Origin of the sequence: Rhodococcus sp. NPDC060086, assembly GCF_042730275.1 — a bacterium.
In the GTDB taxonomy this organism is placed as follows: domain Bacteria; phylum Actinomycetota; class Actinomycetes; order Mycobacteriales; family Mycobacteriaceae; genus Rhodococcus.
Window position 1 is genome coordinate 1 of record NZ_JBHWWZ010000083.1, and the last position, 14,495, is coordinate 14,495.

Consider the following 14,495-nt stretch of genomic DNA (forward strand, 5'->3'; position numbering starts at 1 on the left):
GTGTCGTCGGATCGACGACACCCCCGCCTCCACTCACACGGGTTCTGTGGTTACAGCTGCGCTACGCGGTTCACAGACCGAGATCGGCGTCGAACGCGCCTTCCTCGAGACGATGCTTGATCGTCTTGAGGAATCGTCCGGCGTCGGCACCGTCGACGAGTCGGTGATCGTAGGTGAGCGGCAGGTAGCACATCGACCGCACACCGATCGACTCGTTGCCGGTCTCGTCCTGGACGACAACGGGACGCTTGACGATTGCACCCGTCCCGAGCATGCCGGCCTGCGGCGGAACCAGGATCGGGGTGTCGAACAGGGCGCCCTGGCTACCGATGTTCGTGATCGTGAAGGTGCCGCCGGAGAGCTCGTCGGGCTTGAGGCCACCATTGCGCGAGCGCTCGGCGATATCCGCGATCGCGCGTGCAAGACCACCCAGCGACAGGTCTCCGGCATTGTGGATCACCGGGGAGAGCAGCCCCTGCTCGGTGTCCACGGCGATTCCGAGGTGCTCGGCCGCGTGGTAAGTGATCTGCTTGTTGGCCTCGTCGTACGACGCGTTGATGTTCGGATGCACCTTGAGTGCCTCGACAACGGCCTTTGCGAAGAACGGCAGATACGTCAGGTTGACGCCCTCACGCTCGGCGAACGACTTCTTCGCCTGGCTACGCAACTGGGCGATCCTGGTGACGTCGACCTCGAAGGTCTGCGTGAGCTGCGCAGTGTTCTGCAGCGACTCGCGAGTCTTCGTCGCGGTGATCTGACGGATGCGGTTGGCCTTCTGCGTGGTTCCACGCAGATTCGCCAGCTCGGGACGCACGCCCGGAGCAACGCCGGACGGCGCTGCTGTCGCGGGTGTCGCTGCTGCTGCGGCGGCGGGGGCGGCTGCAGGGGCCTTCTTCGCTTCGGCGGCTGCGACCACGTCCTGCTTACGGATACGGCCACCGACACCGGTGCCCTTGACCGTCGACAGGTCGACGTCGTGTTGCGAAGCAAGCTTGCGCACGAGCGGAGTGACGTACGGCGTCGCATCGCCGGACGGTGCAGCGGCCTGCTCGGTCTTCGGCGCCGGAGCAGCAGGTGCAGACGTCGGTGCCGGCGTGGCTGCGGGTGCAGGTGCTGCTTCCTCGGCAGGCGCAGCAGTGGGCTTCTCGGCTGCCGGTGCCGGTGCGGCGGGTTCTGCCGGCTGCTCTGCGGGGGCTTCGGTGCCGATGACGGCGAGCTGGCCGCCGACCTCGACGGTGTCGTCTTCCTGTGCGGAGATCTCGGTGAGGATTCCGGCGACGGGGGACGGGATCTCGGTGTCGACCTTGTCGGTGGAGACCTCGAGGAGCGGTTCGTCGACGGCGACCTCGTCGCCGACGGCCTTGAGCCAGCGGGTGACGGTGCCTTCGGTGACGGACTCGCCCAGTTCGGGCATGGTGACGGGGGTGCCCGCACCGTTGCTCGTCGGGGCGGGTGCTGCTGCGGGGGCCGACGCGGCCTCGGGCTCGGGCTCGGCTTCGGGCTCGGCTTCGGCCTCGGGCGCCTCGGCTGCCGGAGCAGGTGCGCTACCTGCGGACTCGCCTGCCTCACCGATCTGCGCGAGCTCGCCGCCGATGTCGACGGTGTCGTCTTCCTGAGCGACGATCTTGATCAGCACGCCGGCAGCAGGGGACGGGATCTCGGTGTCGACCTTGTCCGTGGAGACTTCGAGCAGCGGCTCATCGACTTCGACCGTGTCCCCTTCCTGCTTGAGCCATCGCGTGACAGTTCCCTCGGTGACGCTCTCACCAAGCGCTGGCATCTGGACGGAGAAGGCCATGTCTGTTGACTCCTCGACGGTTGTGTTCGGGTGTGTTGAGTTGTACCGACTCGTGGGTGTCGACCATTGTGTGGTCGCGTTCCCATTGTGCTCGAGGCCGGGGACTCGTGCGGTTGGTTCAGGTGTTCTCGCGGGCCGATACCGGAGGAGGCACGCCCGGAACCATCCTTGCACTCGTCGCCATCTCATGTTCGACGAGGGGCAGAACTGCTCACACCACTTTCGCAGTGTGTCCGGCCCCACGCGGCCGTCCCGCTCGTCTCGAATGGAACGGCCGCGCCGCGGCAACAATGGGCAATTCGCGTCATCCGTGTTCTGCGACGTCCTCGATCACAGCGAGCATCGTGCGTACCGGAACACCGGTGCCGCCCTTGCCGACGTAGCCGAAGGGGCCACCGGTGTTGAATGCCGGACCGGCGACGTCGATGTGTACCCACTGCACACCTTCGGCGACGAATTCCTTCAGGAAAAGACCTGCGGTGAGCATGCCGCCCCATCGGTTCGGGCTGACGTTCGCGAGGTCGGCGACCCGCGAGTCGAGGTCCGAGCGCATGTACGTCGGCAGCGGCATCGCCCAGCCGTTCTCGCCGACCTCCTGCGACAGGCCGGCGACCCGGTCGCGGAACTCCTCGGTGCCCATCACGCCGGGTGTGCGGGTGCCGAGCGCGACCATCTGCGCGCCGGTCAGCGTCGCGGTGTCGATCAGGTAGTCGGGCTCGTCCTCACAGGCGCGCACGATTGCGTCGGCGAGAATCAGCCGGCCCTCTGCGTCGGTGTTGATCACCTCGACGGTGGTTCCGCCGTACTGGGTCAGGACATCGCCGGGGCGCTGTGCCGTCGACGACGGCATGTTCTCGGCCATCGGAACCGTGGCCGTGACATCGGCGGCAACGCCGAGCTTCGCGGCGAGCACCACTGTGGCGACCACGGCAGCGGCGCCCGCCATGTCGGAGGTCATCGCTTCCATGCCTGCGGCAGGTTTGATGGAGATGCCACCCGTGTCGAACGTGACACCCTTGCCGACGAGCGCGATCTTCGGGGCCTTGCGCTTCTTCGAGGCGTACGACAGGCGCACGAGCCGCGGGGGCCGCGATGATCCCTTGCCGACACCCACGATGCCGCCGAAACCCTGCTTTTCGAGAGCCTTCTCGTCGAGCACCTCGACCTTCAGTCCAGCTGCCTCGCCCAACGCCTTCGCGCGCTCGGCGAACGACGCCGGGTACAGGTGGCTGGGCGGGGTGTTGACGAACTCGCGGGCGGTCGCGACCGCTTCAGCGATCGCCGTCGATCGGGCGAGTTCGGCCTTCGCGGCGCGGTCACGTGTGGAGGCGACGAGCAGTTCGATCCGGGACGGCGGCTTCTTGTCTGCGCCCGGAGCCGACTTCTCGGAGCGGAACTCGGTGTAGCTGTACGCGCCGAGCGCAAAGCCTTCCGCAGCGGCGCCGAGGTCGACGGCAGACAAGGTCGTCGCGACGGTGGACACACCGGCCAATGCTCGGGAGGCGGCTCCGGCCGCGCGGCGCACCTGCTCGGCGTCGATGCTGTCGGCGGCGCCCAGTCCGACGGCCATGACACTCGAGACGGGGAGTTCGGCGGGAGCGGGGACGCGTGTGATCTCCTCGGCGCGGCCGGTGGCTCCGACGGCCTGCACCGCGTCGAGAATGCTCCCGAGCACGTCCTCGTCGATCACGCCGTCACCGAGCAGAACCTCTGGGGTTCCGTCGGATGACGTCAGTCCGACGACGAGTACGTCGGCTCGCTTGGATACCGAGCCGGCGAGAACGAGTTCGGGCAACTCCGGGGTCGGTGCACTCACTGGGCAACTCCTAGGCAGACGAAGGTGGCGGACAGGGGGTCCAGAACGATGCTAGTGACCGCGCGGAGATGCCGTCGGTGTGGCCGGACCCGGCCTTGTTCCGCAGCGGGTCGACTAACCTTCTGTCACATGAGCGACCAGGAATTGCAGCGGGGCCCGATCCATGCCGTTCACGTCGAACTCGGCGCGACCTTTGCGCCGTTCGGCGGCTGGGAGATGCCGGTGTCCTACGCAGGCACGGTCGCCGAGCACGCTGCTGTCCGTGAGACCGTGGGCCTGTTCGACGTCAGCCACCTCGGCAAGGCGCTGGTCGCGGGTCCGGGCGCCGCAGAGTTCGTGAACTCGGCTCTGACCAACGATCTGGCGAAGATCGGGCCGGGTAAGGCGCAGTACACGCTGTGTTGCACCGAATCCGGCGGTGTCATCGACGATCTCATCGTCTACTACGTCGCAGACGACGAACTCTTCCTCGTGCCGAACGCCGCGAACACCGCAGCGGTCGTCGCAGAACTCGTCGCGAAGGCCCCAGCCGGGGTGACCGTCACGGATCAGCATCGCGGGTATGCGGTGCTGGCGGTGCAGGGACCGAAGTCGGCCGACATCCTGACGGAACTGGGATTGCCGACGGAGATCTCCTACATGGGGTTCGTCGACGCGGAATGGAACGGGACACCCGTGCGCGTGTGCCGCAGCGGGTACACCGGCGAGCGAGGGTTCGAGGTCCTGCCGAGCTGGGACGGCGCAGAGGCACTGTTCCGTGCGTTGGAGGCCGCAGTGCGTGCTGCAGGGGGACAGGTTGCCGGTCTCGGCGCCCGCGACACCTTGCGCACCGAGATGGGTTACCCCTTGCACGGGCACGAGCTCTCGCTCGCGATCTCACCGTTGCAGGCTCGTACCGGCTGGGCAGTCGGTTGGAAGAAGCCGGAGTTCTGGGGTCGGGAAGCCCTGGTCGAAGAGAAGGAGGTGGGTCCGAAACGTCGCCTGTGGGGTCTCCGGGCCCTCGACCGCGGTGTGCTGCGCCAGGGCCAGACGGTCCTGAAGGATGGTGCTTCGGTGGGGGAAACCACCTCGGGCACCTTCTCTCCGACGCTCAAGGTCGGCATCGCACTCGCTCTGCTCGACACCGATGCCGGGCTCACGGCCGGCGACGAGGTGAGCGTCGATGTGCGCGGCCGCTCGCTTCGCGCCGAGGTGGTCTCTCCGCCGTTCGTCGAGGACCACACCAAGTAGGCGGCGGGGGCGGTTGGTTACCATTGTCATTCATGACAGGTGTCCTCGAATTCGCTCGCGTCCCGCATCCCTCACCGATTTCCGCGGAGCGGCGCCGGGAAATCCTTGCCGATCCCGGCTTCGGCCGGTACTTCACCGATCACATGGTGACGATCACCTACACCGAGGGCATCGGCTGGCACGACGCGAAGGTCGAGCCCTACGCGCCCATCTCGCTGGATCCCGCCGCGATGGTGTTGCACTACGGCCAGGCGATCTTCGAAGGGCTCAAGGCGTACCGGCAGAGCGACGACAGCATCGCGTCGTTCCGCCTGGATTCCAATGCGGCCAGGTTCAACCGGTCTGCCGACCGCATCGCGATGCCACATCTGCCCGAGGAACTGTTCGCCAGGTCGATCACCGAACTGCTCGACGTCGATCACGAGTGGGTCCCCGAGGCAGGCGGTGAATCATCGCTCTACCTGCGTCCGTACATGTTCGCGACCGAGCCGGCTCTCGGTGTTCGCCCTGCAGCCGAGTACAAGTACCTGCTCATCGCCTCGCCTGCAGGCGCGTATTTCCCGCGCGGGGTCAAGCCGGTCAGCGTGTGGCTTTCGCGCGAATACGTGCGTGCCGCACCGGGCGGTACGGGTGCTGCCAAGTTCGCGGGCAACTACGCGGCCTCGCTGGTCGCGCAGGCGCATGCCGCAGAGCAGGGATGCGATCAGGTCGTGTGGCTCGACGCCATCGAGCGGAAGTACGTCGAAGAGATGGGCGGCATGAACCTGTACTTCGTGTACGGGGCGGGTCCCGACGCGCGCCTGGTCACCCCCGAGTTGTCGGGTTCGCTGCTGCCCGGCATCACCCGCGAGTCACTGCTCACGCTCGCGATCGATTCGGGTCTGTCGGTCGAAGAGCAGCGCATCAGCACCGACGAATGGCGTGAGAAGGCGGCCTCCGGCGAGATCACCGAGGTGTTCGCGTGCGGCACGGCTGCGGTGATCACGCCCGTCGGGAGCGTCAAGGACCGCGACGGTGAGTTCACTATCGCCGGTGGAGAGCCCGGACCGATCACGATGGCGCTGCGCGACACGCTGACCGGAATTCAGCGTGGCACGTTCGCTGACACGCACGGGTGGATGACGACGCTGCGCGCATGAGTCAGGCATGAGAAGTGGGCGTGTCCGTCGATGACGGGCACGCCCACTCCCATTCCGAACGTCAGACGGCGCAGGCGGCAACGACGGCGAGCAGGGTCACACAGCCTTCGGCCGTCGCACCGAGTACGTCCCCGCCCAGGCCACCGAACCGGGTGACGCAGTGCTTCACGAACCACCACGACAGCGCCAGCGCCACGACCACCGCGACCGGGCCGAGCCACAGGGGACCTGGCACGCACACGGCGGCGGCGCCCATCGCGACGAGGCTCCACACGCCGATCGTCACGGGTCCCTGCGAACCTGCGACGAGTGTTCCGAATCCGCTGCCCTCGACGGCGGGGAGTCCTCGCCTGCACGCCGGCACGACCGCCACCCGGCCGAACGCGACTGCAAACCCGAGCGCCGCCCACGAACCGGTGTCGGCGAGTGCACCGAACGACACGGCCTGCAAGCCGAGCACGACGATCAATGCGGCCACCCCGAACGGGCCGACGCCCCCGGATTTCATCACCTCCCGGGCACGCTCGGGTGGGCCGTAGCAGCCGAGACCGTCCGCGGTGTCGGCCAGGCCGTCGATGTGCATGCCCCGTGTCGCGAGGGCAAGGAAGCCGACACACACGAATCCGATGATCGCGGCGTTCGCCACGGCAGCGGAGCCCGCCCACGCGACTGCCGTCGCCGCGCCTCCGAGGACGAGCCCGGCGAGCGGCGCGGCGCTGATCGCATGACCCGCCACGGTGCGATCGATCTCCTGTGGACCGCGCACGGGTACGACCGTCAGCCACGACAGCGCCAACGCGACGCCGCCCTGCACGCGCCGCATCAGGCGTCGGAGGGGCCGGCGGGGGAGTCGGCTGCGTCACGGGTCGTCACGCCGGCCTCGGCGAATGTTGCCATGTTCGCGAGGATGGAGACAGCACCCTGAAGGATGGGCACCGCGGTGACAGCACCCGACCCTTCGCCGAGTCGCATGTCGAACTCGACGATCGGTTCGAGCCTGAGATGGCGGAGGGCGACGCTGTGTGCGGGTTCCGACGATCGGTGTCCCGCAACCCACCAGCGGCGCGCACCGGGCGCGAGTTCTTCTGCGAGCATCGCCGCTGCGGTGACGACCACCCCGTCGAGCACCACGGGTGTGCGCCGCACCGCCGCCTGTGCGAGATACCCGGCCATCGCAGCGAGATCAGCGCCACCGGCGGTCCGCAGCAGCGCGACCGGATTCTTCACGAACGGGCGTGCTCGCCGCATCGCATCGCGGATGGCCGACACCTTGCGCATCCACCCGGCGTCGTCGATACCGGTGCCGCGCCCCACCGCCGCGACCGGTTCGGTCGAGGTCAGGGTGGCGATCAGAACGGTTGCCGGGGTGGTGTTGCCGATGCCCATGTCGCCGGCGATGAGGAGATCCGCACCCTCGTCGACCTCGCGGTCGGCGATCGCACGGCCCGCGGCGATCGCGCGCAGGGTCTCCTCGTGGGTCAGTGCGTCCTCGCGGTCGATGCAGCCGCTCGACCGGCGGATCTTGTAGGCGGACACCTCGGGTTCGGTGTCGCAGTCCACTGCCATGTCCACCACGCGGACTTGTGCCCCGCAATTGGCTGCCAGCACGTTCACTGCGGCGCCGCCTGCGACCAGATTCGCGACCATCTGCGCCGTCACCTCAGGCGGATACGCCGAAACACCGGTGCGTGCGACACCGTGGTCGCCCGCGAACACGACCACTCGCGGCTGCCGGAACGGGTGGGGCGGGACCTCGCCCTGGCACGACGACGCCCAACAGCCGAACTCCTCGAGCCGCCCCAGCGACCCTGCCGGCTTGGTGAGATCTCGTTGCCGTGCTTCTGCCAGCAGGTAGACCTCCCGATTCGGGGCGTCGATGGCAGGAAAGTCGATGTCGGCAGGATCTGCGGTCTTGTCCGGTACTGCTGTTCTGTCCGGAACGGGCGTGGGATCGCTGCTCACAGGGCACCTCTCGCGTGGGTCTTCACCGGCTAGACGCTATCAACCGAGAGAGTGGCAGAAAATCGAGGCAATCTGTCTTTTCTGCCACTGTCAGTGGACGGTTCCGGTGCGAAGAATCGGACCCATGTCGGAACTCGTCCTTGTTGCGGTCGTCCTGGCGGTATTCGCCGTCGGCCTCGAAATCGTTCGTCGGGTGAACTTCATGGCTCCCCGCGGGGTGCGTCGAGCGCCACTGCGGTACAACTACTTCCGCCCGGCGGATGCGACACGGCCGCGGACGTGCGCGTCGGATGACGCCGAGACCGCGGCCGAATCGTTGCCTGTCGTGTTGCAGCCGTGCGGCGCACCGCACAACTGAGATTCCGGGTGAAGCCGGTCAGATAGCGTCGCCCGGTTTGACCCGGGGAAGCGGCGCCCGCAACTTGCGGATCTGCGATGCGCGCACGAACGCATACCAGCCGAGGCCGAAACCGCCGTCGGTGGAATCCGGGAACCGTGCTCGAACCTTCTTGTTGACCATCCGACCGAGGTAGATACCTTCGATCACCATCAGCAGCATCATCACGAACATCGCGAGGGTGACGTACTGCTGGATGACCGGTCCGAGGAACATCGTCATGATGAGCACCAGGGCAAGAGGCATGAACAGGCCGACGAGATTGCGTCGGCTGTCGACGATGTCGCGCACGTAGGCGCGCACAGGACCACGGTCGCGGGGGAGGAGGAACTTCTCCTCGCCGGCAAGCATGCGGTTGCGTCGCTCGGACGCATCGGCACGCCGCTGCGCGGAGTCGGCCTTGCGCTCGTCCTTCGATTTGGACTTACGTGCGGCCTTCCGACGCGCACGCGCCTCCTTGGCGGTGAGCGGAGCCGGCGCCACCGGGCCACGACGCCTGCCCTCGGCATCGCGTCGTTTGGGTGTCGGGCGTCCCTTCCCCTCGGTGACCTTCGAGGGGGACGCAGCCTGCGCCGTGCCTTCCTCGGCGAGAGCCTCGGGCACGGACATTGCCGGCTTGTCGGAGTCGTCGGAACCACCGCGGCGTAGCAACTTCACTCTTCAAGGCTATATGGATACCGGGGAGAACCGGAAAACCGCCCACCGGAGTGGACCCGACATGCGATGAATGTGAGCAACTCATGCATGAGGAATAGATTCCCGCGCGGTACCGTTGACTCATCCGGGTTGAATTCGAACGACAGGGAGCGCCCATGACTGTCCAGCAAGAGACCGCCACCCACGGCGTCATCATGACCGAGGCTGCCTCCGCGAAGGCGAAGGCGCTTCTCGACCAGGAGGGTCGCGACGATCTCGCGCTGCGCATCGCTGTGCAGCCCGGTGGTTGCGCCGGCCTCCGTTACCAGTTGTTCTTCGACGACCGATCCCTCGACGGCGACCTCACCGTCGACTTCCAGGGCGTCAGCCTCGCCGTCGATCGGATGAGTGCTCCCTACGTCGAGGGTGCGTCCATCGACTTCGTCGACACGATCGAGAAGCAGGGCTTCACGATCGACAACCCGCAGGCCACCGGCTCCTGCGCGTGCGGCGATTCGTTCAACTGAGTTCGCCCGTCAGGGCCCCGGTACGTAACCGTGCCGGGGCCCTGACGTATCTGCCGGGTACCGTGGGACCGCTGCGGCCGTCGATCGATGCGCCGTATCGATTGTCGTCGCCCCGAAACTTGTTTCCGCGGAAAGGCCTCTCCACGTGACCATCGCCGTAACCGGCTCCATCGCCACCGACCACCTCATGCGCTTCCCCGGACGATTCGCGGAGCAGTTGCTCGCAGATCAGCTCGCGCACATCTCGCTGAGCTTCCTCGTCGACGACCTCGTCGTCCGGCGCGGTGGCGTGGGCGGCAACATTGCCTTCGCCATGGGTGTCCTCGGTGGTGCGCCGGTGCTGGTGGGAGCCGTCGGCGCCGATTTCGCCGAGTACCGTGGCTGGCTCGAGCAGCACGGCGTCAACTGTGATGCCGTCCACACCTCGACGACGGCACACACGGCCCGATTCGTGTGCACCACCGACGAGGACATGGCGCAGATCGCCTCGTTCTACCCGGGTGCGATGTCCGAAGCCCGCGAGATCTCCCTCGCCGATGTCGTCGAGAAGCACGGTGTCGATCTCGTCCTGATCGGTGCAAACGACCCCGACGCGATGATCCGCCACACCGAGGAGTGCCGCCGGCTCGGCATTCCGTTCGTCGCCGACCCGTCGCAGCAGCTCGCACGGCTCGACGGCCGGCAGGCAGAGGCGCTCATCGACGGCGCCGAGTACCTGTTCACGAACGAATACGAGTGGGGCCTGCTCAAGCAGAAGACCGGGCTGACGGACGACGAGATCCGCGCCAAGGTCGGAATGCGCGTCACCACCCTCGGCGGTGACGGGGCCCGGATCGTCGATGCCGACGACAACTGGATCCAGGTCGGCGTGGTGCCCGAGCGCGCCAAGGTCGACCCCACCGGTGTCGGTGACGCGTTCCGTGCAGGCTTCCTCCTCGGCCACCGCGCCGGACTCGGTGTCGAGCGCGCGGCACAGCTCGGGTCGCTCGTCGCCGTCCACGTCCTCGAAACCACCGGTACCCAGGAATGGGTCTTCGACCGGGCCGACGCGCTGAAGAGACTCGCCGATGCGTACGGCTCCGCAGCGGCCGACGAGATCGCCGCGATCCTCTGACGGAGTGTCTCCTCGAATGAACCGATGAGAACACGATGGCGTCCCTCCGCGAGGAGGGACGCCATCGTCGTCCGGAACGTCCTCGACCTAGAGCTCGACCGGATAGGTCGGTTCCTGGATCTGCGGCACGATGCGCTTCTCCACGAAGATTCCGTGCCAGATCATGAAGACCAGCAGCGTCCACAGTCGGCGGCTGTGATCGATGGGGCCTTCGCGATGAGCGTGCAGCATCTTCGTGATCGCGGCCTTGTTCAGGATGTGATCGGTCTGGGACTCGCTGATCACCTCGTGAGCCCAGTCGAACAGCTCCGTGCCTGCAAGCCAGTGGCGCATCGGAACCGGGAAGCCGAGCTTCGCCCGGTGCAGCACGTGCGGTGGGACGATGCCTTCGAGTGCCTGCCGCAGCGCGTACTTCGTCGTCTGTTTGGTGATCTTCTGATCCAACGGCACCTGTGAGGCCACCCGGAAGACCTCGGAGTCGAGGAACGGAACCCGCAGTTCCAGCGAGTTCGCCATCGTCACCTTGTCGGCCTTGACGAGGATGTCGCCGCGCAGCCATGTGAACAGATCCAGGTGCTGCATCCGCGCGACCGGGTCCCATCCGGTGGACTGGGCGTAGATCGGAGCAGTCACGTCCTGGTGCGTCCATTCCGGACGGAACTCACGCAGCACCGAGCGCAGCTGGGCGTCGTTGAAACTACGCGCGTTGCCGTAGTACCGCTCTTCGAGGGGCATCGAACCACGGTTGAGCAGACTCTTTCCGCGGGTGCCCTCGGGGATGCGGTCGGACAGCTTCCCCACGGCGCGACGCAACGGCGACGGCAGATACTCGAACGGCTTCAGGGACAGCGGCTCGCGGTAGATGGTGTAGCCGCCGAACAGCTCGTCGGCGCCCTCGCCCGAGAGCACCACCTTCACGTGCTTGCGGGCTTCCCGCGCGATGAACCACAACGGCACCAGGGCGGGGTCCGCGACGGGGTCGTCCAGATACCAGACGATCTCGGGGATCGCCGCGGCGAACTCGGCGGGGGAGACGACCCGCACGATGTGCCGTGCCCCGATTGCCTCCGCGGATTCCGCCGCGACGTCCACCTCCGAGTAGCCCTCGCGCTCGAATCCCGCGGTGAAGGTGATCAGGTTCGGGTTGTGTCGCTTGGCAAGGGCAGCAATCGCAGTCGAGTCGATCCCACCGGACAGGAACGAACCGACAGTCACGTCGGCGCGCATGTGCTTGGCGACCGAGTCCTCGAGCGCCTCGGCGATCTCGCGGTAGCGATCCTTCTCGCGTCCCGCCGCGAATGGGCGCACCGGGAAGGTCGGGGTGAAGTAGCGCGTCGTCTCCGGCGCGGAACCCGGTCGGACACGGGCATAGGAGCCGGACTCGAGGCGCGTGATGCTGCGGTGCAGAGTCTCGGGCTCCGGCACGTACTGCAGCACCGTGTAGTGCTCGATCGCACGCTCGTCGAGTTCGGTGTCGATGCCGATCACGTCGGCGAGTTCGAGCAGGCTCTTCTTCTCGCTGCCGAACGCGGTACCGGACGAGCCCGTTGCGAGGAACAGCGGCTTGATGCCGAACGGGTCGCGGGCGAGGAACAGTTCGCGTGTCTCCGTGTCCCAGATCGCGAACCCGAACATGCCCCGCAACCGGCGCACTGCGTCGGCACCCCAGTAGTGGAACGCCGCGACGATCGTTTCGCTGTCGCCCTCGGTTGCGAACTCGGCGCCGTGCTCGTCGGCCAGTTCCTTGCGCAGTTCGAGGTAGTTGTAGACCTCACCGTTGAACGTCAGCGCGTACCGGTCGGGCTGTTCCGGCGGTCCCCAACGCAACGGTTGATGCGAATGGGCGATATCGATGATCGACAGACGGTTGAAGCCGAGGACGAGGTCGGCGTCGTGCCAGGTACCGTGTTCGTCCGGTCCGCGGTGGCGCAGGCAATGCAGTGCGTTGCCGACGCGCGAGACGGCGTCGTCGCTGGTGCCTTCGTTGGTCAGAAACCCGAGCAGTCCGCACACGGAGTTCGGTACCTCGATTCCAATCGGGGGTGAGTCGGTCCCCTTCACGTTCGCAGCGCGCATGGATGCGGGAACTCCGAGCCGGGATCCGACGTTGGTCACTGTGGAGTATGCCGCAGATCGCCGATCGAGTTCTTCATCGGCATCGCGCAAAACACGTCGTCATCGACGACTGCATCCGGCCGAGCCATCCGACGCGACACGATCTTCGTGCCCCGAGGATGGATAGTGGTCGCCTTTGGTCTACGCTGCGTAGTAATTGGGTCAGCCCTTCGGGTGTGCCCTAACGAAATTGCGGCGATCAGGAAGGCGTGAACGTGGCGCAAGGTCGGATCCTTCGGCGGTTCGGGCTCTCAGCATCACTCGGCATTGCAGCCTTGGTGTTGACGGGGTGCTCGAGCGAAGAAGTTCTTCGTTTCGGCTGGCCGGAGGGTATTACTCCCCAGGCCGAGCGTATGCGCGAGTTGTGGACGTGGTCGGTTGTCGCCGCCCTCGCCATGGGCGTCCTCATGTGGGGCCTGATGTTCTGGACGATTCTCTTCCATCGTAAGAAGAAGAACTCTCCAGAGTTCCCTCGGCAGACGGCGTACAACGTCCCGCTCGAACTGCTCTACACCGCAGCGCCCTTCGTGGCGGTCTGTGTACTTTTCTACTTCACGGTCGTGGTCCAGAACTACGTGCTGGTGAAGGAAGACAACCCGAACGTCGTCGTCGACGTCACCGGGTTCCAATGGAACTGGAAGTTCGGCTACCGCACTGTCGACATGGGTGGCAACGTCTACGACGGTGTCGATCAGGAAGCAGAGGATGCCACGGCATCCGAGCCGTTCGACCCGGCGACCGCCGGCGAGCATGCAGAACCGGGACCCATCCACGGTGCTGGGGTGTCGGATCTGTCGTACCTGAACTACGACAAGATCGAGACCGTCGGTACAACCGAGGAGATTCCCGTCCTGGTGCTGCCGACCGGTAATCGGATCGAATTCAATCTCGCATCGTCGGATGTCATCCACGCGTTCTGGGTCCCCGAGTTCCTGTTCAAGCGCGACGTGAACCCGAACCCGCTGAACAACAACTCCGATCCGGTGTTCCAGATCTCCGAGATCGAGCGAGAAGGTGCATTCGTCGGTCGCTGTGCCGAGATGTGCGGTACCTACCACGCGATGATGAACTTCGAGGTACGCGCTGTGTCTCCGGAGAAGTTCACGGAGTACATCGAACTGCGTAAGCCCGTCGAGGACGGTGGCGAGGGTCTGACCAACGCCCAGGCACTCGAAGCGATCGGTGAGGATCCGCTCGCGATCACGACCCACCCGTTCAAGACCGACCGCACAGACCGCTCGGCGAGCGTCGCTGCGGGCGAGTGACACCTCTCATCGACAAGGACAAGTGCTGATATGAACCTCGAAGCCAAGATCTTCGAACTCGTCACGGTGTTCTTCGTACTCGTCGCCATCGTCTACGGCGTCTTCACGGGGCTGTCGGACAAGGGCATCGAGTGGGCAGGTCTCACCGCGCTCGCATTGTCTGCTGGGCTGACGCTCATCATCGGAACCTATTTCCGGTTCGTCGCTCGACGTCTCGATACGCGACCCGAGGACTTCGAGGACGCAGAGATCAGCGATGGTGCAGGCGACCTGGGCTTCTTCAGTGCCGGTAGCTACTGGCCGATCCTGCTGGCAGGCGCCGCTGCGTTCGCCGCCATCTCACTGGCCTTCTTCCAGGGCTGGATGATCGTGATCGCAACCGTGCTGGTCATCTCTGCAGCTGCGGGACTGGTGTTCGAGTACCACCTCGGTCCGGAGAAGCACTGATCGCTCTCTGAAGCTCACGACGGCGGGCGCTGCACCCACACGGGTGCGG

13 protein-coding genes are annotated in these 14,495 nt (G+C 66.2%); 7 read left to right on the forward strand and 6 right to left on the reverse strand.

The window, feature by feature from the left end:
- Window positions 1-70: 70 nt before the first annotated feature.
- Complete coding sequence (sucB, locus tag ACFWB0_RS25010; RefSeq protein WP_378493093.1) at window positions 71-1,798, reverse strand: 2-oxoglutarate dehydrogenase, E2 component, dihydrolipoamide succinyltransferase; 1,728 nt, start codon at window positions 1,796-1,798, stop codon at window positions 71-73.
- 304 nt (window positions 1,799-2,102) lie between these two features.
- Window positions 2,103-3,614, reverse strand: a complete 1,512-nt coding sequence (locus ACFWB0_RS25015) for a leucyl aminopeptidase (RefSeq protein ID WP_378493094.1) — start codon at window positions 3,612-3,614, stop codon at window positions 2,103-2,105.
- 129 nt (window positions 3,615-3,743) lie between these two features.
- Here ACFWB0_RS25015 and gcvT point away from each other — a divergent pair, with 129 nt between their 5' ends.
- Both gcvT and ACFWB0_RS25025 read left to right on the forward strand, forming a co-directional pair.
- Window positions 3,744-4,844, forward strand: coding sequence for a glycine cleavage system aminomethyltransferase GcvT (gene gcvT, locus ACFWB0_RS25020; RefSeq protein ID WP_378493095.1), 1,101 nt, complete (start codon window positions 3,744-3,746; stop codon window positions 4,842-4,844).
- Window positions 4,845-4,876: 32 nt separating this feature from the next.
- Window positions 4,877-5,983, forward strand: coding sequence for a branched-chain amino acid aminotransferase (locus ACFWB0_RS25025; protein ID WP_378493096.1), 1,107 nt, complete (start codon window positions 4,877-4,879; stop codon window positions 5,981-5,983).
- 61 nt (window positions 5,984-6,044) lie between these two features.
- On the opposite strand, the gene ACFWB0_RS25030 is transcribed toward ACFWB0_RS25025, so the two are convergent.
- Both ACFWB0_RS25030 and cobT read right to left on the reverse strand, forming a co-directional pair.
- Window positions 6,045-6,806 carry an adenosylcobinamide-GDP ribazoletransferase gene (locus ACFWB0_RS25030; protein WP_378493097.1) on the reverse strand — a complete coding sequence of 254 codons (762 nt, stop codon included), beginning with the start codon at window positions 6,804-6,806 and terminating at the stop codon, window positions 6,045-6,047.
- Complete coding sequence (cobT, locus tag ACFWB0_RS25035; RefSeq protein ID WP_378493105.1) at window positions 6,806-7,876, reverse strand: nicotinate-nucleotide--dimethylbenzimidazole phosphoribosyltransferase; 1,071 nt, start codon at window positions 7,874-7,876, stop codon at window positions 6,806-6,808. The genes ACFWB0_RS25030 and cobT overlap by 1 nt, the downstream gene beginning before the upstream one ends.
- 193 nt (window positions 7,877-8,069) lie before the next feature.
- Between cobT and ACFWB0_RS25040 the strand changes: the two genes are divergently transcribed.
- The gene (locus ACFWB0_RS25040; RefSeq protein WP_378493098.1) at window positions 8,070-8,303 is read left to right on the forward strand and encodes a hypothetical protein; all 234 of its coding nucleotides are present in this window, start codon (window positions 8,070-8,072) and stop codon (window positions 8,301-8,303) included.
- An 18-nt stretch (window positions 8,304-8,321) separates the two neighbouring features.
- Here the strand turns inward: ACFWB0_RS25040 and ACFWB0_RS25045 are convergent, their stop codons facing one another.
- Window positions 8,322-8,999: a DUF3043 domain-containing protein gene (locus ACFWB0_RS25045; protein WP_378493099.1), complete on the reverse strand. Its 678-nt coding sequence runs from the start codon at window positions 8,997-8,999 to the stop codon at window positions 8,322-8,324.
- Between the two features lie 155 nt (window positions 9,000-9,154).
- Between ACFWB0_RS25045 and ACFWB0_RS25050 the strand changes: the two genes are divergently transcribed.
- Both ACFWB0_RS25050 and ACFWB0_RS25055 read left to right on the forward strand, forming a co-directional pair.
- Complete coding sequence (locus ACFWB0_RS25050; protein WP_378493100.1) at window positions 9,155-9,505, forward strand: HesB/IscA family protein; 351 nt, start codon at window positions 9,155-9,157, stop codon at window positions 9,503-9,505.
- A gap of 145 nt (window positions 9,506-9,650) precedes the next feature.
- Window positions 9,651-10,619, forward strand: coding sequence for a carbohydrate kinase family protein (locus ACFWB0_RS25055; RefSeq protein WP_378493101.1), 969 nt, complete (start codon window positions 9,651-9,653; stop codon window positions 10,617-10,619).
- An 87-nt stretch (window positions 10,620-10,706) separates the two neighbouring features.
- Here the strand turns inward: ACFWB0_RS25055 and asnB are convergent, their stop codons facing one another.
- Window positions 10,707-12,632, reverse strand: a complete 1,926-nt coding sequence (gene asnB, locus ACFWB0_RS25060) for an asparagine synthase (glutamine-hydrolyzing) (protein ID WP_378493102.1) — start codon at window positions 12,630-12,632, stop codon at window positions 10,707-10,709.
- A 311-nt stretch (window positions 12,633-12,943) separates the two neighbouring features.
- Between asnB and ACFWB0_RS25065 the strand changes: the two genes are divergently transcribed.
- Window positions 12,944-13,999, forward strand: coding sequence for a cytochrome c oxidase subunit II (locus ACFWB0_RS25065; RefSeq protein WP_378493103.1), 1,056 nt, complete (start codon window positions 12,944-12,946; stop codon window positions 13,997-13,999).
- 30 nt (window positions 14,000-14,029) lie between these two features.
- Window positions 14,030-14,446, forward strand: a complete 417-nt coding sequence (locus ACFWB0_RS25070) for a cytochrome c oxidase subunit 4 (RefSeq protein WP_378493104.1) — start codon at window positions 14,030-14,032, stop codon at window positions 14,444-14,446.
- Window positions 14,447-14,495 lie beyond the last annotated feature (49 nt).